Below are 21582 nucleotides of genomic sequence, written 5' to 3'. Positions count from 1 at the left end.
AGCAAAGGGTTACTCAACACTCTTTTTTGCTTAGTTCAACGCTGCGATTTTCTCAAGCGCTTCTTCTGCTGATGTGTACTCGTAGCCTAAGTCTTTAGCAACAGCTTCATACGTGATGCTGCCATTTGCTGTGTTAAGGCCAAGTTTCAAAGCAGGGTTTGAAAGGATGGCGTTTTTAACGCCTTTGTTAGCGATTTGCAAAGCGTAAGTCATTGTGACGTTCGTCAAAGCGATCGTCGATGTTCTTGGAACGGCTCCCGGCATGTTTGCTACCGCATAATGCACCACTCCGTGTTTTACGTAAGTCGGGTCATCATGAGTCGTAATGCGGTCGGAAGTTTCAAAAATTCCGCCTTGGTCAATAGCGATATCTACCACGACAGCCCCAGGCTTCATCGATTTGACCATTTCTTCTGTTACTAATTTAGGCGCTTTTGCACCGGGAATTAAAACAGCGCCGATGACCAAATCAGCTTCGCGTACGGATTCTGCAATATTGAACGGATTCGAGATTAACGTAGTTACATCGTTTCCGAAGATGTCATCCAATTGGCGAAGGCGTTCCGGATTCAAGTCAAGGACCGTTACTTGTGCACCAAGGCCGACAGCCATTTTCGCTGCATTCGTACCAGCTACACCGCCGCCGACGATTGTTACTTTTCCGCGTTGGACGCCTGGAACTCCAGACAATAGGATGCCTTGTCCGCCGTAGATTTTCTCAAGGAATTGAGCGCCGACTTGTGCAGCCATGCGTCCAGCCACTTCACTCATTGGAGTCAATAAAGGAAGAGTCCGGTTTACAGAAACGGTTTCATATGCGATTGCAATCACATGCTTGTCAGCCAATTCTTTCGCCAATTCCGGTTCTGCAGCAAGATGAAGATAAGTGAATAAGATCAAGCCTTCACGGAAGTATGCGAATTCAGAAGCAATCGGCTCTTTTACTTTCATGACCATTTCAGCGGACCAAGCTTCTTTAGCAGTGGCAACGATTTTTGCTCCAGCATCGATGTAATCCTGGTCTGTAAATGAGCTTCCCATTCCTGCTTGTGTTTCAACTAGGACCGTATGTCCGTCTCTAAGGAAAGCGTCCACTCCTGCAGGCGTGATCGCTACCCGGTTTTCGTTATTTTTGATTTCTTTTGGAATGCCAATTATCATTTCTTGTTCCCCCTTGAAATAATGTTGTGCGTGTAAAATCCATTATAGGGGGAAAAAAGGAGTTTTACTTTGTGTTAAATGAAAAAACCAAAAGCTCTGATTTGTGAAAAATCACAAACGATTTTGCTTTTCCCATTGGCGAATTTTCAAATCCAAGTACACCGCCATTTTTTCATGTGTGCTTTTAAGATTCAATTGGCTGATTTCAGCTATTCTTTTTAGGCGGTAGCTCATCGTATTCGTGTGGATAAACATCTTTTTCGCGGCTTCATGGACATTGCTGTCCTGTTGGATAAAAATCTCTAGGGAAGCGAGCAGATTTGTTTTATTGTGCTGATCGTATTGTTCGAGCACCGCGATAGCGGGATGTTCGTAATGGCTGGATCTTTTTTCTTCGATAATGGCATCGAAGTATTTGAATATGCCGAGTTGATGGTAATGGGTGGCTTCTGCCAAATCGGCAGGGAAGTAGGCCCTTAACTGAAGGACCTTTAGCGCTTCCTGGTAACTGGTTTCTGCTTTTTCAAAGTCTTTATAGACGGTTCCTGAGCTGCCTTTGATGCCTTTGACCGCAAAACGGTTATTCATCGCTGTGATGAAAAAGGAAATGAAATCGTTGAATACTTTTTCATCCGGCTGTGTGGGATGGGGAGAGGCGATTAAAATGACTTCATTTCGCATCACCACCATGAAATGGTTTGTAATCTTTTGGCTTGTCGTAATTAAATAGGAGATGTTTTCCTCGATCTTGCGGCTGATTTCTTCTTCAAACTGAAAGACGAGAACCGCATATCGAGCCGGCATCTTCAAATGCAATTGGGCGAATTTCTTTTGGATATCTTCGCCTGACTTGAATTGGCCCGTCAGCAATTGCCAAAAGAAATCCTGGTAGTTTTCCTCTTTCTCTTTCCGCTGCCGGTGGAGCTTCAAGAGAAGCGGCAAAGCAGCAGCAGCTGCATCTTTTAAAAGCGCTAATTCTTCATCGGATAACCGTTCATTTTTCTCGAGTGCCCAAATATAGCCGAGCACTTCCGTATTTCTGCGAATCGCAATCGCGACTCGATCACGCAGTCCGATTTCTGCAATTTCAGGAATCCGCAAAGCGGCATCCATATTCATCAACTTAGGAATAATCCGTTCTTTCCATAAGCGGTTAATGACTTTTTCGGGAACACGCTGGCTCATGATTGTGCCGATTCTGGCGGAATCCGTGGCGTCTTCATGAGAGCTATAAGCCAACAAACGATGATTGGCGTCTTCAATTGTGGCGGGACAATCCAATATCTCTTTCACGCTGTCGGCTAACTCTTGAAGTGTGCTGAATGGTTTTTTAAACGGGTTGTCCACATGGGTTTCTTTCATAATACAGCTCCTTGCATCAGGTGCGATTCTATAAGATAAGTATAGCGAAAGTGGGTAAGCTGTGCTAGACAAGCAATGGACATAAATTAGGCAGTCCGCCCCGTTTGCTGTATATGGCTGCTGGGTACTATAGGAAGGACGGTCGCACAAAACTTTGCAGATACAAAGAAGGAGGGCCAGTATGGATACGAGTAAATACTTAGTAAAGAAAGAAGACCAAGTAAAACTTAAAAATTACGGCACAGCCGAGGACCATAATGTCATTGGGGATGAATCAATAAACGAAAAGATGCCTGAACGCGTAGAGCGGCTAAAGCAATTGCACACGAAACTCCTTGCCGAAGAGGAAAAAGGAATTGTCGTGGTGCTTCAAGCGATGGATGCTGCTGAGAAAGATGAAGCCATCACTTATCTTTTTTCAAATTTGACTGCTCAGGGGCTTAAGACCACTTCATTTAAAAAGCCGAGTGAAGCCGAACTGAAAATGGATTATTTGCGCAGGTTTCAAAAAGGGCTTCCGGAAAGAGGGCAAATCGGTATTTTCAACCGCTCCTATTATGAAGAGGTCATTGCGCCTCGCGTCCATGATTTATTAGGGGAAACACCGCTGCCGGATGAATTGATTGATGAACAGATTTGGGATGTGCGTTATCGCCAAATTAATAACTTCGAACAATATTTGGTGGAGAATGGATTCCCGGTCGTCAAATTCTTCTTCAATGTCTCCAAAGACGAGCAAAAGAAAAGATTATTGAAGCGGATGAAAGATCCGGAAAAGAATTGGGAATTCTCATTCAATGATGTGAAAGAGCGCCAGCATTGGGATGGCTATCAGGAGATATTCGAAGACTTATTAAATAAGACATCGACTGAATTTGCTCCTTGGTACATCCTGCCAGCGGATAATGAAGAATTTTCAAGATACATTATTACGGAAGTCATGATCGAACTTCTGGAAAAAATAAATCCTCAATTCCCTGAAATTTCAGGAGAAGAAAAAGAGGAATTAGATGAAGCGGTCAAAATGCTGGAAAACGAATAAGGCAAAACAGAAGGAAAGCTTCTAGGGGACTGGATCCCTTAGAAGCTTTTCGTTTTATAGAAAAATTAAGTTGATCAAAACCGTCAAAATGATGGATAGGATAATCGAAACGATAAGGCTCCCCATACAAGACATGCGTATATTCATATTCATCCCACCTTTATCAATCTTAGTCATTCTTTACCTATATGAAAGATTTTCAAACCTGATCTTTCTGTCTGGAGCAAAGTTTGAGCAAGGTTGAAAAAGGAAAAAGAGGAGCAGAAGCAAAATGAAGGAGGCAGCCTATGAGTATTTTTTCTAATGAAGCGTTAGCGCATAAACATATTCTCATAACTGGAGCAACAGGAGGAATTGGATACGAAACTGCAAAAATCGCTGCATCGATGGGAGCGAAAATTACGGCAACGGGAAGAAACGAAGAAAAGCTGCAGAAATTGAAAGAAGAGCTGCTGCAGCTGACAGATGAAAAGAATCTTTTTTTCATGCCCGCAGATCTAGCAGATTCCAAAAGCCGTGAAGAATTGGTGGCAGCGGCAGAAGAAAAGCTCGGGTTTATCAATGGGCTGGTAAATTCTGCAGGAGTCGGGGGAGGCAATGTCGTAGAAGCGCTCGATGAGGAAACTTTAGAGCAGGTGATGAATTTGAACTTTAAATCGACCTTGCTTCTGACCCAATTGGTATATAAGCGCATGCTCGAGCGGAAAGAAGGAGATATCGTCAATCTTGCTTCTTTATCCGGCCTGCGTGGGACCCATGGCAATTCCGCATATGCTGCCAGTAAATTTGCAGTAGTTGGATGGACACAATCCATGGCGGTGGAAGCGATTGAACATAATATTCGCGTCAATGCAGTCTGTCCAGGATATGTCGATACCGAAATGGCTTGGAACAGCATCCGAAAAAAAGCAGATAAGAAAGGGATCTCTTTTGAAGAAGGAATGGAGGAAGCGAAAAAAAGCATTCCTTCCGGACAGCTTTCGACGCCGCAGGAAGTAGCGAATGTCATCGTCTTCCTGTTAACAGACGCCGCGCCGAATATAGTCGGCGAATCGCTCAAGATTTCCGGGGGCAGCGTTATGAGGTAAAAGAAGTTTCAAATCACTTTAAATAGGCATGAGAGAAAGGCTCATTCTTTCTCTAATGCCTATTTGTTTTCTACAGTTTAGGCCCACCACATTTGCCCAACGGACTCTTTGACCAAAACAGGCTTTAAATTCTCAACGGCTTTTGTGAAACCTTCATCGATGGACATCAAGCCGTCTTCGTGTTCGATGCTTACGACATAGTCATAGCCGTATAAACGCAGTGCACTGATGATGTCTGCCCATGTTTTTTGATCATGGCCAAATCCCACCGTTCTGAAATACCAGGAGCGGTCTTGCATATTGGCATAATCGGTCATATCTGTCACACCGTTTCGATTCGTATTCGGCTGGTCAATCATCGTGTCTTTCGCATGGAAGTGATGGATGGCGTTTTCCTTGCCTAAAATCTTGATCGCTTCAACGGGATCAATTCCTTGCCACCATAAATGGCTCGGATCTAAGTTTGCGCCGATTGCTGGGCCGCAAGCTTCCCTTAAGCGAAGCAATGTAGCAGGGGTATGGACTGAAAATCCGCCATGGAGTTCCAAGCCGATTTTCACATGAAGCGATTCGGCCAGATCATTTTTTTCTTTCCAATAAGGAATCAGTTTTTCTTCCCATTGCCATTTTAAAACCTCCTGGAAATCATGCGGCCAAGCCGCTACAGGCCAGTTCGGATAAAGTGCGTGTTCATGGTCTCCTGGGCAGCCTGAGAATGTATTGACTACCGGAACGCCCAATTTGGAAGCAAGCTTCAATGTTTTTGTGATCGTCTCATCTGCTTCGGCAGCAATCGTTTTTTGAGGATGAAGCGGGTTTGAGTGACAGCTTAGCGCACTGATCATTAAATCGTGGTCAGCGATTGCCCGTTTGAAATCTTGCAGCTTGCTTTCATCTTCGAGCAATTCATCCACTTTGCAATGTACATCCCCTGGATATCCGCCAGTTCCGAGTTCGATTGCTTTAACTCCTTTTGAAGCAACATAGCTAAGCATTTCATCAAAATTTTTATCCGCAAATAACACAGTGAAAACCCCTAAATCCACTAGAAAGACCTCCCTTAAGTTAAAGTCGGAAAATACAGAAATGTAATCCATTACATTCAAAATATAGCGATAAATCTACAGGAAATCAAGGGAATTAGAGAAATAAAATAGTTATTGACAGATAATTCTGAATAATTTAAGATGAAAATGTAATCGATTTCATTGACAGTGAGCAAAGGGAAAGTAGGAATGCCTATGGCGAATATTCAGCAAGTAGCTAAACAAGCAGGGGTTTCAGTAGCTACAGTTTCAAGAGTATTGAACGGGCAGAATAGTGTATCGCAAAAAACACGCATTAAAGTTGAAGAAGCCATTTCACTATTAAGATATGAGCCCAGTATGCTTGGCAGAAATCTGCGTAATTCAGAAAGCCGAATCATTTTGATCTTAATTCCTACCATTTCGAATCCTTTTTATTTGGAAATTATTAAAGGAATCGAAAATACGGCGCTGAATCATCATTACAATATTCTTTTATGTGAGACTGATTCAAATCCGGACAAAGAAAATATCTACTTTGACCTTGTTCGCAAAAGAATGGCAGATGGGATTATTTCGATGGACCCGGCAGTCAATGTTGAAACTTTAAAGCAATTGGCCGAGAAATACGCCATTATCCAATGCAGCGAGTACGGAGGAGGGATAGGAATTCCCTATGTAACGATCAACAATGAAATGGCTTCCTACCAGGCAGTCAGACATCTTATCCACATGGGGCATGAAAAAATTGCCTTGATGAATTCAGATGAGAAATTCCTTTATGCGAGAGAAAGGAGGGCAGGATATGAACGCGCTTTGACGGAATACGGCATTCCGATCCGAAAGGAATATATCCACTATACACAACATCTTGGTTTTGAATATGGCCAACAGGCGATGAAAAAAATTCTCTCACTGGAGGAAAGGCCGACCGCTGTTTTCGCAGTCTCTGATTTATTGGCAATCGGCGCTTTGAAGGAGATAAATGCATCCGGGCTGTCTGTTCCAAAAGATTTTGCTGTTATCGGATTCGACAAAATTGATTTTTCCAATATGACCAATCCTACACTTACGACGATTGCACAGCCCATGTACAAGATGGGAATCGCCGCCGCTCAGATGTTAATTGATAAAATTCAAGGCAAGCAAATAGACAGCATCGTATTTGACCATGAATTGATCATCAGAGAATCGACATCAGGATGAAAGCCAAGACTAGCGCTCTATCGATACAGGGATTGGTGATAGAGCGCTGGCCTTGGTTGTGAAATGTAACCGTTTGCAAGAAAGGGAGCATGAGAAAAAAACGAAGGGGTGGATGATGTTGAAGAAATTCCTGTTTTTATTGTTGATGTTCGTAACTGTTTTCGGATTAGCTGCCTGTGGCGATGAACCAGCTTCTGGAAGTGGAGAGGGAGCAGAAAATGATGGAGAAGAAACTTTGAAAATTGGTATTTCATTGCCTTCTGCAACACATGGATGGATGGGGGCATTGATTGACAGTGCTGAAAAACAAGCAAAAGCGTTGCAGGAAAGCGATGGCATTGAATACGTGATGACCAATGCTGCAGATCCGAATAAGCAAGCGAACGATGTAGACGATCTCATTGCTCAAGATGTAGACGTCATTGTCATGCTGCCCATTGAATCAGCCGCACTCACACCTGTTGGACAAAAAATCAAAGATGCTGGAATTCCTTTGGTCATTGTTGACCGGGAACTTGAAAACGACGCAGCTACTGTCGTCGTAAAAGGTGATAATGAAGGAATTGGGGTTAATGCAGGTAAATTCTTTGTGGAACAATTGAATGGAAAAGGAAAAGTGGTCGAAATATCAGGGCCTCCTAGTTCGGTGACTGAACAGCGCGGCTCAGGATTCAAAGAAGCTGTTGAAGCAGCTGACGGAATGGAAATCATCGCATCTCAAAGCGGAGACTTCTCGACAGAAAAATCATTGGAAGTCATGCAGAATATTCTCCAGGCAAATCCGGAAATCGATGCTGTCTTCACCCAAGATGATGGAATGGCATTAGGCGTTCTGCAAGCTATTAAAGAAGCAGGACGTACAGATATCCAGTTTGTTACAGGGGCTGGCGGTGCTAAGGAAGTTTTCGAAGACATTCAAAATGACGGCTTGATGAAGGCGACCTTCCTTTATTCTCCGACTATGGTAGAAGATGCAGTTTCCATTGCAGCTGACATTGCAAAAGGAAACGATCCGGCAGAGGCGATGGTTGTGAAAGAAGCGACTCAAGTAACAAAAGAAAATGTCGACGAATTCTACGACCCGGAATCGAAATTTTAATTGAAATCCAGGAAATGCGCTGGACAATGCAGCACCCGGCGCGTTTCTTCTTTTCTGATGAAGAGGGGGAATTGGAGCAATGACGGCTGATCCTTTTTTGACAATGCAAACTATCGATAAATCATTTAATGGAGTCCGCGTGTTGAAGAATGTCTCGTTGAATATTGAAAAAGGAGAAATTCATGCGCTGCTCGGTGAAAATGGAGCCGGGAAATCTACTTTAATGAACATCCTTGGTGGTGTGCATCAACCGGATCAAGGGGTTATCCAGTTAAACGGAAAAATAGTCAAAATGGCAAATCCGAGAGTTTCCCAAGAGCAAGGAATCAGCTTTATTCACCAGGAATTGAATGTGGTATCCGATTTAAAGGTCTACGAAAACATGTTCTTAGGATCAGAACTCAGGAATCGTGCAGGTATTTTGAATGTAGAGAAAATGCTCAGAGAAACACATGACATTATGGCTCAATTGGATGTAGACATAAATCCAAAAGAGTATGTGCGGAATCTGGACACTTCTTACAAGCAATTGATTGAAATCTCCAAAGCATTGCTGCATAACTCGAACCTGATCATCATGGATGAACCGACTACGTCGTTGGCTGAACATGAAGTCCATCGTTTATTTGAATTGATGAGGAATTTAAAAAAGAAAGGCGTTTCCATCATTTATATTTCCCATAAATTGAAGGAAATCAAAGAAGTATGCGACCGCTATACGGTTTTGCGGGACGGACAAGTTGTCGGCACGGGCAGCATGAAAGATGAAGATTTAGAGACGATTACTCGAATGATGGTCGGAAAATCAATCTCACAGGAGCGCTTCCTCCATCTACATCCTTTTGGGGAAATCGCTTTACAAGTAGAGAATCTATCCAGTGAGGGGCTTTTCAGGAATGTCAGTTTTTCTGTTCGCAAAGGAGAAATTGCTGGTTTTACGGGACTGGCGGGAGATGGAAGAACGGAATTGTTTGAGAGCTTATTCGGATACCGCAAAAAGTATCGGGGAGAAATTAAGATCCACGGCCGCTCTGTTAAGCTTAACCACCCAAGAAAGGCATTGAAAGCGGGTCTAGGCTTTGTGCCAAAAGATCGGAAGGAAAATGGCATTATCAAGGATTTAAGCGTTATCCATAATATGAGCTTGTCCGCTATGGGGAATTTTGAACGGGCAGGTTTTGTTCAAGAACAGATTGAAAGGAAGAGATTTCAGCATTATAAAGAGATGTTAAATATCAAAGTCCATAATCCGCGCGTGACAATTGATAAATTGAGTGGGGGCAATCAACAGAAAGTGATTATCGCTAAATGGCTGGAAGCGCAAACCGATATCCTTATTTTTGATAATCCGACTCAAGGGATTGATATCGGCGCAAAACAGGAAATCTATCAGGAAATTATTGCACTTTCGAAACAAGGAAAAGCGATTATCATTCTTTCTTCAGAAGCTCCGGAAGTCATGAGGATCTGCCACTCTATACACGTTATGTACCAAGGGGAAATTACTGCCAGCTTCAAAGGTGAAGAAGCGGAGGAAGAGGAAATCATGCAATATGCCACTGGTTCAAAAAGGGAGGCTGTGAAAATTGACTAACGCTAACATTAAAGAATACGAGCCCCAACCTTCGACGATGAAAAGCCGACTGTCCTGGTTATGGTCAGAGTATAGCGTCATTATCGCTTTTGTCCTTATTTTCATCGCATCGTCTATTCTGAACCCGCGATTTTTGGATATGAACAACCAGCTTAATATCTTGATGCAAGTATCCATCATCGGCATTATTGCAATGGGAATGACTGTGGTGATGCTCTCTGGAGGCATCGATTTATCAGTCGGTTCGGTCTTGGCATTGGTTGGGGTTATTTCAGTTTTATCTTTAAATGCTTCCGGAAGTATTTTGATTGCGGTATTCACGGCTCTTTTAGTGGGGGCATTCGTAGGGTTTCTCAATGGGCTGATGGTTGCGAAAGGAAGAATTGCCTCCTTTATTGCAACCCTCGGCATGATGGCTGCAGCAAGGTCGATTGCTTTATACATTGCGGAAGGCGGCAGTGTCTCAGGAGAAGTTTCCGGATTTACTGCAATTGCTAACAATAATTTATGGATTTTCGATTATCCAGTCATTATTTTCTTGGCTATGACGGCATTGGTTTATGTATTGATGCATAAAATGCGCTTCGGCCGCTATGTCTATGCATTAGGAAGCAATGAAAAAGCTGCCTTGCTGTCAGCTATCCGTGTAGACCGCATCAAGATCGGCGTCTATACACTTACAGGTTTGCTAGTCGGCGTCGCAGCGATTATTGAAACTTCCCGGCTCAATTCCATTTCTTCGTCCAGTTCAGGTGTTCAATATGAATTGGATGCCATCGCAGCGGTTATTATTGGAGGCACGCGAATGACTGGTGGCCGGGGGAAAATCATCGGCACTTTATTTGGCGTTCTGATCCTCGGTATCTTGAATAATATGATGAATTTGATGAACGTTTCTCCGCACCTTCAAGGTTTTGTAAAAGGTCTGATCATCATCATCGCTGTAGTGTTCCAAAAAAGGGAATAGGAGGCTGTTTTATGGGAATGAAAGTCGGCATTATCGGCTGCGGATCGATCACGAAAATGCGCCATGCACCTGAATATCAAGCAAATCCGTTTGTAGAAGAAATCATTTTTTACGACCGCAATATTGAACGCGCAGAAATATTGGCTGCTCAATTTTCAGGGCGGGTTGCAAAGACGGTAGAAGAATTGTTCGAAGATCCGGAAATCCAAGCCATCAGTGATTGTTCTTCTAATGAGCACCATCATCTTTTTTCAACAAAAGCTTTATTAAGCGGCAAACACGTCCTGTGTGAAAAGCCAATCTCATTAACTGTTGAAAATGCGGCAGAAATTCTTGCAGCCCAACAAATGTCCGGAAAAAAATTGATGATTGACCATAACCAGCGATTTACTCAAGCTCATAAAAAAGCCAGGGAAATTATCGCTTCCGGGGATTATGGGAAAGTGCTGACTTTCCGGACGACTTTTGGCCATGCAGGGCCGGAAACCTGGGGCATCAATAAAACCAATTCGACTTGGTTTTTTAAGAAAGAGCGCTCCGGTTTAGGAGTAGGCGGTGATCTTGGCATCCATAAAATCGACTTGCTGCATTTTCTTTTGGATGATGAAATTGAACAAGTGAGCGCCTTTCAAGGATCGCTGCATAAAATCAATGAGAATGGAAATGTAATTGAAGTCGCTGATAATATTGTCTGCAGCCTAAAAACAGCTAAAGGATGTTTAGGGACGGCTTCATTTTCGTGGACCCATTACGGAGGAGAAGACAATAGCACCATTATTTATTGTGAAAAAGGCATTATTAAAATTTATAGCGACGATGAATACCAACTGGAAATTCTGGCAAAAGACCAAACGAAAATAAAGTATCAGCTAGAAGACATGCAAACTAATGAAAAGCAGACGAATTCAGGAGTCATTGATGCGTTTATCGAAAGCATACGCCTTGATCAAAAGCCGCCTGTAACCGGCCAAGAAGCTTTAAATGCTCTTAAAGTGATTTTAGCTATTGCTGAAGCAGCAGATACACAAAAAGTGGTAACCATTGAAAAAGAGTCTCTCCAATTTTTATAGGAGAGACTCTTTTTTTGCAGGTATTCCGTATAACATCCATGGAGAAGAAAGCGTGAAAGGGTGATTTTTAGGGAGTGAATGGGCTGCTTGTTTCGTTAAATCCATCCAAACAAAGCATTCACCCTCTGCTTCTTCTGCTAGTTTCCGGTAATCAGCTGAAATGGTTTCCCATAAACCGGGCTGTTCCATAATATCGTCCCACGGGTAAATGGCCTGCAGGAAATCATGTTTTTTAAAGTCTTTTTTCGTAATAAGGATTCGTGTACTTTCTTCATTTTCGTAGAACCCCCATTGCGCAAGCTCTTCGTCTGTAAAAAGGTCACGAGTTGCCGGGAAAGGATAATAGCATTCATACGGAAATACAGCACCGGTCTCAATATAAAGGCGCTCCATCCAGGATTTTTTAAGGGAAAGTTCTTTTATTTCCGTCCAAACTCCGTTGTTGTTTTCAAGCATGGATAGATCTTGGGCTGTAGCTCCGTAATCCGCTGAATAAACAGTTAAACCGAGCTTTTCCAAAACGCGGCGAGCCGGGAGATTTTCTTCTTGTGTATTTGCTCCGACCCATCGGATCGTTTCATCATTTTTCGCTACGTTGAGTACGTATTTTGTTAATTGTGTCGCTAAGTCTTTTCCGCGGTAGCGCACATCGCTGCGGATCCGCCCAATCATTGCATGGCTTTTGCCGAAAAGCGTATAGCCGCAAACGCTTGCCAGGTGCTCTCCTATAAACAAACCATATAGGCGGTTCTGCCCTGCTACAAGCCGTTCGAAGATCCGCACGACATAATCATCTTCAATTCCGGTCTCCATCGCTTTTAAGTAAGGATAATCTTTTAGCTCCAAAGGCCTGATCACCTGCTCCATTCGGTTCCACTCCCTGTTTAATTGATGCTTTTATTATAAACAATAGAGGGCAGACTTTCTTGTGAAAAGAAAATCCGGAAATTACAGGGGAGAAGACTTTATATTTTCTTAATGGAATAAGGCGTTATGGTATATAGTTCTTTAGGGTTACTCATTGAGATTTTATATAAATCTTTAAAAACTGCTTCTGAAATTGCGTAACGGAATATTTGATCCGGCAGCTCTTTCAATTTTTCCGGCGCATCTTCATATTTCAATTCATCAATATCAACCCAAAACGTATCTGTTTTGCTATATGTATGCAGCAAGTCAGAATAAGTTGTTTCACGGGAAAGGCGGCAAAAGAGAGTGATGGTAGGAGAATCGTCTTCATCATTAAAATCCTTGGACTTTAAAAAGTAGTAATGGATAGCTTCTTGGACGATTATTTGTTTTTGGGGCATATTATTTGAACTCCTTTTCATTTGAATTCGATGAAGACCCGTGAAAAAGCAACAAATGATATAGAGGTTGATAAGCATAAAATACTACGAAATCTTTTCTTTTATAGTTTATATGGTCTACAAATATTTAGTCAAGTGTAAGTACTCACAAAATTCTAAAAATAAAAATAACTAAAAGACCTACTAATTAGTTAAAAGAAAGTTCCACGTAAAATATGCGCCTCCTTTAAAGGAAAGCGCATATGAAATGAGATCTATTTAATTAGAAATACTTAAGCAACCAAATACTCCTTCAACGCTTGTTGGAGTGTTCCGAGCGTTTTGGTTTTTTGATCGAATTTCAAATCGAGGTTAATCATTTTCCGGACCACTTCAGCCCGTAGGCCGGTTATCACTGATCTGCAGCCCATCATCGCTGTTCCATCAATAATCTTCATCAAATGGTGGATGACTTCAACTTCCATATCTGCAATTCCCGACATATCAATGATCAATGTCTGGATGCGGGAACGTCCGATTTCCGTAAGCACTTTTTCTTCTAAGATATTGGTGCGGAAAAAGTCAATGGTCCCGATAAGCGGCAAGATGCAAACTGAAGAGTTGATCGGGATGATCGGAACTGAAAGGTTTTCAACTAATTGCCGGTGGGCAAGAATCAAGGAATCTTTGTATGTAGAGTAATTGATGAAAAAAGTATTTAAAAATGAATCAAGTCCTGTATTGACGGCTTTTTCTAGCTGGAAGAAATCTAATGCCAGTTCTTTGTCTGTTTCTTCATCGAATTTCTCGATAAACGTCCAAAGCGTTCTGCGGATAGCCTGTATCCATTCAAGTTTGAAGGCAAGATCGATAGAATGAGTGGCCCATGCGATGCCTTCTTGTTTTGCGAATAGACGCAGATCCTCTTCTTCTCCGTCGACGATATAACCAACCAGTTTATGGGCGTTCGTAATCAAATCTATATTTCCAATAGTAAGTATTTCATTAATTTTGTCTTTTACATTTACTGCTTCTGAAAGAAGCTTATTTTCAAATTCGGATTTATAACCCTGGAAAAATTCTTTTAGTTCAACTGAATTTTGCAACGCGTCTGCCATTTAAATTTCTCCTTTAATTTTGATGTACAACATATACCTGTACCTCAAGGTATGTGTCTTTAAACCTAAAAAGTTAAAAAAAGTGAAAAATGAGTTTGAAATCAAGAAAATATTGAATTTTGTATAACTAATTTTCTGTTGAATAATCATATTAGCATATGAAAGTCAGAAAGAAATAGGTATTTTTGCTTTAATTTAGATTATATAAAATTATAAAAATTTTGTATGAAATTTCCGATTATTTATTTTCTTCTATTATTTGGATTTGAAATCGATCCTTGTTATACTAATTTTATCAAAAAAATATTATTGAAAAGGAGAGGTAATATGGCAGCATTCTTTAAAGGAAATAAGGTAGCGTATGCACTCAGCATGTTGGCGCTAGCCTGTGTTTTAGTTTTTTCGGCTTTTTCAAATGAAGTTCAGGCGGCTTCGAAGTTTAAAGATGTCTCTGAAAATTATTGGGCTTATCCAGCCATTAAGGAATTAACCGATGAACAAATCATCCTTGGCTATACGGATGGTTCATTTAAACCGCATGCTGCGGTTACGCGAGCTCAAAGTGCCATGTTTATTGTCCGTGCACTTGATATTCCGACGACAGGATATGCAAACCCTGGATTTTCTGATGTCTCTTCAAAAACTTCCGGTTATGCCGAAATTGCAGCTTTAGTGGATATGGGTATACTAAGCAAGGCGAAGAAGTTCAATCCATATGAACCGGCGACGCGCGGCCAAATGGCTAAAATGCTGGCCCTTGCTTTTGACTTGAAAGGAACCAGCAATAAAACAAAGAGTTTTAAAGATGTATCTGTTAACAATACCTTCTATCCTTTTATCAATGCATTGGTAGCTAACGGGGTTACACAAGGAACGGCCGTTGACCGTTTTGGAACATACGATAACGTGACACGCGTTCAAATGGCGGTATTTATCAAAAAAATCCTGGATTTAAACGAAGCTCCTCCGGCTAATGGGTTGCCGGCAGTTCCAACTGTTTCAGCAGCCAACGAAAAGATCATGGATGAAATTGTTGTGTTGATCAATAAAGAAAGAGCAAAAGTTGGCGCTCCAGCCTTGAAAGTTCATGAAGGCGTAGAAGACATTGCGCTGATTAAATCGAAAGATATGGTCGACAATAATTATTTTGCGCACGAGTCCCCAACTTTAGGATTGTATTCCGATTTGCTGAAAAAAGCGGGAATTTCTTATCGGGCTGCTGGAGAAAACTTAGTGGCAGGCTATACGACTGCAGAAAGTGCTGTGAATGCTTGGATGAATAGCCCTGGCCATAAGGAAAATCTTTTGAACCCTGGGTATACGCATACAGGTGTCGGTACCTATACAGGCGGCGCTTATCGTATGTATCATACACAAATTTTCATTACGCAATAAAAGCAAAATCGAATGCGAACGATTTTGCAGCATAGAGGAATTGCCCCGAATTATTTTTGGGGCAATTCTTTTTTTGTGTAACTATTCTGTCAATTTATTTGGAATTAAACGGCCGATGTCTTATGATGGGAAGAAGAAAGAAATCTGGATCTGGCCAAAGGAAATCCTTAATAGCATCAAGAGGAGTGGTGAATATGGCTGATAGAAAAGATGGCGAAGGAAAAAAACCTTTCATCGGGGCGGGCATTGCGCTAGGAGTAGCGATTGGAGCAGCTCTTGGGCAATTGTTTGGGTATTTGGCAGTGGGAGTCGGTGTAGGAATTGCTGTCGGATTAGCGATTGGGGCAGCAGTTGAACAAAAGCGCATTCAATAATGGGAATGTTAGCCGCTCTTTTAGAATGTAAAAGATGAGTCCGGTGGTCTAAGCGATGGGTAAATTTACAGTCTGTTATTCCGGAATTAATTGACTATTTCGATTTTAAGATTTATAATGCGGGTAGAAAGCAATAAGCTGGGTAACGAACATCACGTTTTATCGAACAGTCCTGTAGGGTCTCGGAATAAAACGTATATATTTTTTTAATTTACAAAAACGTTTTCGTAAAATGATACCGCTTACATAAAGAGGGGGGATCGGGATGCTGGATTATTCAAGGGGAGAAGGGGAGCTCGAGAATTGGCTGATTTCTGAAACCGAGTTCTCTAAAGGCGAATTAGGCAAGTGCGAAGCGATCATGGCTCTAGGCAATGGTTATATGGGACTTCGGTCATCAACGGAAGAACCATATTTGCAGGAAAAAAGAAATTTTTTTATAAACGGAACTTTCAATCGCTCAGAGCAAAATGAAGTGACCGAATTGCCGAATCTTGCGGACATCGTTCAACTGGACATCCGGGTGGATGGAGAACGTTTTAGTTTAGAAGTGGGTGAGACGAGTGATTATCTGAGGCAACTGAATTTAAAGACGGCAGAATTAAGCCGCTCCTTCGTTTGGATTTCCCCAAAAGGCAAAACTTTATCCTTCAAATTTAGTCGTTTTGTTTCGTTGGAACATCACCACCTAATTGCCTTTAAAATGGAGGTGAAAAGTTTATCAGGAGATGTTCAGTTCGCCTTCGATTCAGGTATCAACGCCCAAATGACAAATTCTGGATCCCAGCATTTTCTTGAAGGGGAACGGCGCGTCTTCGATAATCGTTTTCTTCAGCTGACACAAACGACCAATGAATCCGGCATCGATGTGGTCCATCAAGCGGCTCATCGAGTGAATTGGAACGGCAAAGAAATCGATATTGAACCTGAGATGGACATGGAACGCCGAAGGGTCTGGCTGAAATATGCCTTCGATTTGCAGGAGCACGACGTCTTAACGATTGAAAAACTGGCAACAGTACATACAAGCCGCAATAAAGAGAACTTACATGACGGCTTTGAATTAAAAAAAATACAAAATGACGCAATGGAAGAATTAAAACAGTTTGCTTTAAAAGGATATGAAAAGCTGTTCAATTTGCATCAGCAAGCGTGGCAAGAAAAAGTTTGGAATTTATATGCCTTTAAAGTGGACAGTGAAAAGGGCATTGACGAATTAGCCATCCGTTTTGCAATCTATCACTTGACGATTATGGCCCCTGCACACGACGAGCGGATGGGGATTGCAGCAAAAGCATTAAGTGGAGAAGGGTACAAAGGGCATGCTTTTTGGGATACCGAAATCTTTATCTTGCCGTTTTTCATCTTTTCCAACCCCGAAATAGCCAAGTCACTTTTGATCTATCGGTATCTTGGACTGGAAGGAGCCCGGAAAAAAGCAGCTGTACATGGTTATAAAGGGGCAATGTTTCCCTGGGAAATGGCCTGGCCGGAAGACGGAGAAGTAACCCCTGAATGGGGGGATATTGATATCGTCACAGGCAAACAATCGAAAATCTGGTCGGGTTTGATTGAACACCATATTTCTGCTGATATCGCTTTTGCAATTTACCAGTACGAACAGGCGACCGGGGATCAGGAGTTTATGGATGCCTACGGCTACGAAATGGTTTTCGATACCGCAACATTTTGGGCAAGCCGCTTGGAATGGAGCAGCCTAAAAGCGCGCTACGAAATAAACGATGTAATCGGGCCGGATGAGTATAAGGAACATGTCAATAATAATGCGTTCACTAATTATATGGCGCATTTCAATTTGAAATTGGCGATTCACTATTACGTGGAGTCAAAAGAATCCAATCCGGAATTATTCGAAAAGCTATCGGAGAAGATGGACTTGGAGGAATCGTATAATGAATGGCAAGAAAAAGCGGATAAGGTATATTTGCCGGAGCCGCGAGAAGAAGATTTAGTCATTCCACAGGATGATGCGTATCTTGGGCTCGAGCAAATCGATTTATCGAAGTATAGGAACCAGGTGAAGGTCAGGACGATCTACCGCGATTATAATTCGGAACAAATCAATGAGCTTCAAGTAACCAAACAAGCAGATGTCCTCGTTTTGCTGTATTTACTGGAGCAGCTTTCCATTAATGGAATCCGGCAATTCCCGAAGGAAATCAAGAAAGCGAATTTTGATTTTTATGAGCCGAGAACTTTGCATGATTCTTCTCTTAGCACCGCCACCCATGCCATTTTAGCCAATGATATAGGCTGTGGTGATCTCGCTTATTCCTTATTCCAGAAGAGCATCGAAATCGACTTAGGCGAGCGGATGGACACATCCAACGACGGAATCCATGCTGCTGCAATCGGCGGCCTTTGGAAAACAGCCGTATTTGGCTTTGCGGGGGTTCGCATAAGGCAAGGTCAACTGAGCATCAATCCCAAGATTCCGGATCATTGGCGTTTTATGGAGTTCAATATAACGTGGCAAGGGCAAATTCTACACTTGGCCATTCGAAAAGATTTGTTCACGGTAACCGTAAAAGGGCCGGAGAAAGTCACTTTTGAATCATTCGGACAGGTGTTCGAATGTGAAAATCGCATCCAGATTCCAGTGCAAGCTAAGTGAAATCGGTAGTTATAAAATGATCCATCATTTTATTTACTATAGTAATCCAAACTTTTAGAAGGGGGAGTTTACATTGACAAACCAGAAAAAAGTCTTGCGTACACTTTTTTTAGGTCTGGTCATGCTGGTTTTAGCAGCGTGCAGCGGAGGAGGGGACGATGACGGCGGAAGCTCAGAAGATTCAGGCGGGGACTCGTCAGGGGAAAAAATCACGATTTTCCAAAGTAAAGTTGAAATTTCCGATCAGTTGGAAGCGTTGGCCCAGGAATACACGGATGAAACAGGAGTAGAAGTAGAGGTCTTGGGAACAACCGGAGACGATTATTTCCAACAGCTTCAAATCCGGATGAACAGCAATCAAGGGCCGTCTATTTTCAGTATCCAAAATGTTACAGAAGCGGAACGGTTGGAATCTTATCTTTATGATTTAAGTTCAGAAGAATACGTAGCCGATATTGCACCTGATATGGAATTGAAAGTGGGCGACAAAGTTGTGGGCGTTCCTTATGGTGTAGAAGGATTCGGATTGATTTACAACAAAGATCTGGTCAAGCCGGAAGATGTACAAGATTATGAGTCATTTGCCAGCACACTTGAGAAATTCAAAGGCGAGGACATTACAGGCCTTGGCTTGGCGCAAGATGCTTATTTCTTGATTGGGCATATGAGCAACTATCCATTTTCTGTGCAGGAAGATCCATATGCATTCATTGAGCAGTTGAATGCAGGAGAAGTAACAATGGCTGAAACACCGGAATTCCAGGAATTCGGTAAGTTTATGGAAACGATCAAAGAAAATACACCAACGCCTCTAAGCGTAACGTATGACCAGCAAATCGGGGACTTTGCTTCAGGCAAATCAGCCATGATCCATCAAGGAAACTGGGCCTGGGGAATGCTGTCTGAATTCGATATGGATTTCGAAGTCGGCATGCTGCCGTTCCCGCTTGATGGCAACGATAAGCTTGCAGTCGGCGTCGGCAGCAACTGGGCTGTCAACGGTGAAAAAGATGAAGCTGAAATCCAAGCTGCCAATGATTTCTTGAACTGGATGTTTACGAGTGAAACAGGCCAACGCTATATTGTTGAAGAATTTGGCTTTGTTCCAGCGATGACGAACATTGAAGCAGGAGATCTTGATCCATTATCACAAACGGTATTGGAGGCAAGTAACAGTGGGGAAACCATTCCATGGTCGCAAGGTGCATACCCTGCAAATATCGTACCGAACGATTTGACGCCAGTCGCTCAACAATTCTTTACAGACGATATGTCCGGTGAAGAATTCATTGAAGCAATGGATGCGGCATGGCAAGGCGCACAGTAAATAAGCATTGAGTAGTTGGGCACGCCTCTTCGGCGTGTCCACTATTCCTTATAGAATGGGTTTTCAATTTTTCCTCTTTATATTTCAGCGACTAGAAAGAAGGGAAAGACGTGGCAAATAAAAACAAAAGAAAATGGTTCATCTTGTTCGTCGTGCCATTGCTATTTATTTTTACGACCGTAGTCATCATTCCTTTTATAATCGGCATCTATTATGCCTTCTTCGAATGGGATGGAATTGCAGCCAATCCGATGGAGTTTGTGGGATTGGACAACTTTGGGAAGTTGTTTGACGACGATCAATTCCTGCGGTCAGCTTGGCTGACCACGCTCTTTACAGTTTTGTCGGTCATCACCATTAATGTAGTGGGCCTCGCCTTTGCGTTGCTGGTTACGTCGAAAATCCGGACAGCAAATGCAGCGAGAACTCTTTTATTTATGCCTTATCTAATCGGTGGGTTGATTCTCGGATATATTTGGCAGTTCGTGTTCCTGGACGTCTTTGAGTTTCTGGGGGAATTGACCGGACTCACAGATGTTTTCTTCAACTGGCTTATTGATCCTGAATTTGCTTTGTATGCACTCGTTTTTGTATTTACTTGGCAGATGGCAGGCTATGTCATGATTGTCTATATTGCAGGAATCCAGGCGATTCCAAATGATGTAGTGGAAGCAGCTAAAATTGACGGGGCCACTCCTTGGCAGCGGTTCATGAGAATTACATTGCCTCTTTTAATGCCTGCGCTAACCATCAGCTTGTTCTTGACTTTATCGTCCGCTTTTAAAATCTACGATGTCAACCTTTCATTGACAGGCGGAGGACCAGCAAACGCTACTGAATTATTCGCGATGAATATTTACAATGAAATTTTCGGCAGCGGCAATTACGGATTTGGCCAAGCAAAAGCCATTATCTTCTTTGTTATTGTGGCGGCGATTACGTTAACTCAAGTGTATTTGACGAAGAAACGTGAGGTGGAGATGTGATGAAACAAGCTTCCGGATGGATTAAATCTATTTTATTGATCTTGTTGGCGCTGTTTTTCCTTTCTCCAATTTACATTATCTTCGTCAACTCGTTTAAAGACCGGCAGGAATTGTATGAAAATGCTTTATCTCTGCCTGAGAATTTCAGTTTTCAATATTATATAGAAGCGATGGAAAAAATGAATTTCATAAGTGCGTTGTTGAATTCGCTTTATGTCACCATCGTTTCCGTCATCTTCATTGTTATTTTGTCTTCTATGACTGCCTGGATGCTCGTTCGTACAAACAATAAATTAAGCACATTTATCTTTATGGCTTTTATTGCGACGATGCTCATTCCATTCCAGACATTAATGATGCCGCTCATGCAATTTATCAGTACCATCACCCAAGATTTGAATATCCCGATGTACAACACGCATGAAGGGTTAATCTACATGAACATCGGATTCCATTCGGCATTATCGGTATTTCTTTATCATGGCTTCATCAAATCTATCCCCATTACGCTGGAGGAAGCTGCAACGATTGATGGCGCCTCAAAATTCGGTGTGTTTTGGCGCATCATCTTTCCAATGCTGAAACCGATTACGGCGACGGTCATGATTTTGAATGTCATCAGCATCTGGAATGACTTCCTCTTGCCGTCTTTGACCTTGATCGACAAGGACCTGCGGACGATTCCATTATCGACATTCTACTTCTTTGGTGAATTTACGATTCAATGGAATTTAGCTATGGCTGGACTGACTTTGACCATCATTCCGGTCATCATTTTCTACGCTTTGGCGCAAAAGCACATTATCAAAGGGATTGGCGAAGGAGCCGTGAAATAATACGCTGA

19 protein-coding genes are annotated in these 21582 nt (G+C 42.2%); 13 read left to right on the top strand and 6 right to left on the bottom strand.

All coding sequences use genetic code 11. From position 1 onward, the window contains the following. Positions 1-30 precede the first annotated feature (30 nt). Positions 31-1161: an alanine dehydrogenase gene (gene ald, locus NFU07_RS14490; RefSeq protein ID WP_251479292.1), complete on the bottom strand. Its 1131-nt coding sequence runs from the start codon at positions 1159-1161 to the stop codon at positions 31-33. Positions 1162-1272: 111 nt separating this feature from the next. Beyond that, on the bottom strand, positions 1273-2523 hold the full coding sequence (locus NFU07_RS14485) for a PucR family transcriptional regulator (RefSeq protein WP_251479289.1): 1251 nt from the start codon (positions 2521-2523) through the stop codon (positions 1273-1275). A 181-nt stretch (positions 2524-2704) separates the two neighbouring features. Here NFU07_RS14485 and NFU07_RS14480 point away from each other — a divergent pair, with 181 nt between their 5' ends. Then, positions 2705-3565 carry a PPK2 family polyphosphate kinase gene (locus tag NFU07_RS14480; protein ID WP_251479287.1) on the top strand — a complete coding sequence of 287 codons (861 nt, stop codon included), beginning with the start codon at positions 2705-2707 and terminating at the stop codon, positions 3563-3565. 287 nt (positions 3566-3852) lie between these two features. Continuing rightward, a complete protein-coding gene (locus NFU07_RS14475) occupies positions 3853-4653 on the top strand; it encodes an SDR family NAD(P)-dependent oxidoreductase (RefSeq protein ID WP_251479285.1) in 801 nt (266 codons plus the stop codon). Positions 4654-4730: 77 nt separating this feature from the next. Here NFU07_RS14475 and NFU07_RS14470 read toward each other — a convergent pair whose 3' ends face one another. Further along, a complete protein-coding gene (locus tag NFU07_RS14470) occupies positions 4731-5699 on the bottom strand; it encodes a sugar phosphate isomerase/epimerase family protein (protein WP_251479283.1) in 969 nt (322 codons plus the stop codon). A 195-nt stretch (positions 5700-5894) separates the two neighbouring features. Between NFU07_RS14470 and NFU07_RS14465 the strand changes: the two genes are divergently transcribed. From NFU07_RS14465 to NFU07_RS14445, 5 genes are all read left to right on the top strand, one after another. Next, positions 5895-6884, top strand: a complete 990-nt coding sequence (locus NFU07_RS14465; RefSeq protein ID WP_251479282.1) for a LacI family DNA-binding transcriptional regulator — start codon at positions 5895-5897, stop codon at positions 6882-6884. 115 nt (positions 6885-6999) lie between these two features. Further along, positions 7000-7983: a substrate-binding domain-containing protein gene (locus NFU07_RS14460; protein ID WP_251479280.1), complete on the top strand. Its 984-nt coding sequence runs from the start codon at positions 7000-7002 to the stop codon at positions 7981-7983. Between the two features lie 79 nt (positions 7984-8062). After that, entirely contained in the window at positions 8063-9577 is a 1515-nt protein-coding gene (locus NFU07_RS14455) for a sugar ABC transporter ATP-binding protein (protein ID WP_251479278.1), read from the top strand. Beyond that, positions 9570-10544 (top strand): ABC transporter permease, encoded by a 975-nt coding sequence (locus tag NFU07_RS14450; RefSeq protein ID WP_251479275.1) that lies wholly within the window; start codon positions 9570-9572, stop codon positions 10542-10544. Before NFU07_RS14455 ends, NFU07_RS14450 begins: the two co-directional genes overlap by 8 nt. 11 nt (positions 10545-10555) lie before the next feature. After that, positions 10556-11614, top strand: coding sequence for a Gfo/Idh/MocA family protein (locus NFU07_RS14445; protein WP_251479273.1), 1059 nt, complete (start codon positions 10556-10558; stop codon positions 11612-11614). On the opposite strand, the gene NFU07_RS14440 is transcribed toward NFU07_RS14445, so the two are convergent. The 3 genes from NFU07_RS14440 to NFU07_RS14430 form a co-directional block, all read right to left on the bottom strand. Next, positions 11609-12481 carry a GNAT family N-acetyltransferase gene (locus NFU07_RS14440; protein ID WP_251479272.1) on the bottom strand — a complete coding sequence of 291 codons (873 nt, stop codon included), beginning with the start codon at positions 12479-12481 and terminating at the stop codon, positions 11609-11611. The genes NFU07_RS14445 and NFU07_RS14440 overlap by 6 nt on opposite strands. Positions 12482-12579: 98 nt before the next feature. After that, entirely contained in the window at positions 12580-12924 is a 345-nt protein-coding gene (locus tag NFU07_RS14435; protein ID WP_251479270.1) for a hypothetical protein, read from the bottom strand. 272 nt (positions 12925-13196) lie between these two features. Then, positions 13197-14021, bottom strand: coding sequence for an STAS domain-containing protein (locus tag NFU07_RS14430; RefSeq protein WP_251479268.1), 825 nt, complete (start codon positions 14019-14021; stop codon positions 13197-13199). 327 nt (positions 14022-14348) lie between these two features. Here NFU07_RS14430 and NFU07_RS14425 point away from each other — a divergent pair, with 327 nt between their 5' ends. From NFU07_RS14425 to NFU07_RS14400, 6 genes are all read left to right on the top strand, one after another. Further along, the gene (locus NFU07_RS14425; protein ID WP_251479266.1) at positions 14349-15416 is read left to right on the top strand and encodes an S-layer homology domain-containing protein; all 1068 of its coding nucleotides are present in this window, start codon (positions 14349-14351) and stop codon (positions 15414-15416) included. A 194-nt stretch (positions 15417-15610) separates the two neighbouring features. Continuing rightward, complete coding sequence (locus NFU07_RS14420) at positions 15611-15790, top strand: glycine zipper domain-containing protein (RefSeq protein WP_251479264.1); 180 nt, start codon at positions 15611-15613, stop codon at positions 15788-15790. A 265-nt stretch (positions 15791-16055) separates the two neighbouring features. Next, on the top strand, positions 16056-18425 hold the full coding sequence (locus NFU07_RS14415) for a glycoside hydrolase family 65 protein (protein ID WP_251479262.1): 2370 nt from the start codon (positions 16056-16058) through the stop codon (positions 18423-18425). Between the two features lie 73 nt (positions 18426-18498). Next, positions 18499-19752, top strand: a complete 1254-nt coding sequence (locus NFU07_RS14410; protein ID WP_251479260.1) for a sugar ABC transporter substrate-binding protein — start codon at positions 18499-18501, stop codon at positions 19750-19752. 110 nt (positions 19753-19862) lie between these two features. After that, a complete protein-coding gene (locus NFU07_RS14405) occupies positions 19863-20738 on the top strand; it encodes a carbohydrate ABC transporter permease (RefSeq protein WP_251479258.1) in 876 nt (291 codons plus the stop codon). After that, positions 20738-21574, top strand: coding sequence for a carbohydrate ABC transporter permease (locus tag NFU07_RS14400; RefSeq protein WP_251479256.1), 837 nt, complete (start codon positions 20738-20740; stop codon positions 21572-21574). Before NFU07_RS14405 ends, NFU07_RS14400 begins: the two co-directional genes overlap by 1 nt. The last annotated feature ends 8 nt before the right edge of the window (positions 21575-21582 follow it).

Origin of the sequence: Planococcus sp. NCCP-2050, from assembly GCF_023708025.1 — a bacterium.
GTDB lineage: Bacteria > Bacillota > Bacilli > Bacillales_A > Planococcaceae > Planococcus.
The sequence above is the reverse complement of the archived record's forward strand: the minus strand, read 5'-3'. Positions and strand labels throughout refer to the sequence as shown.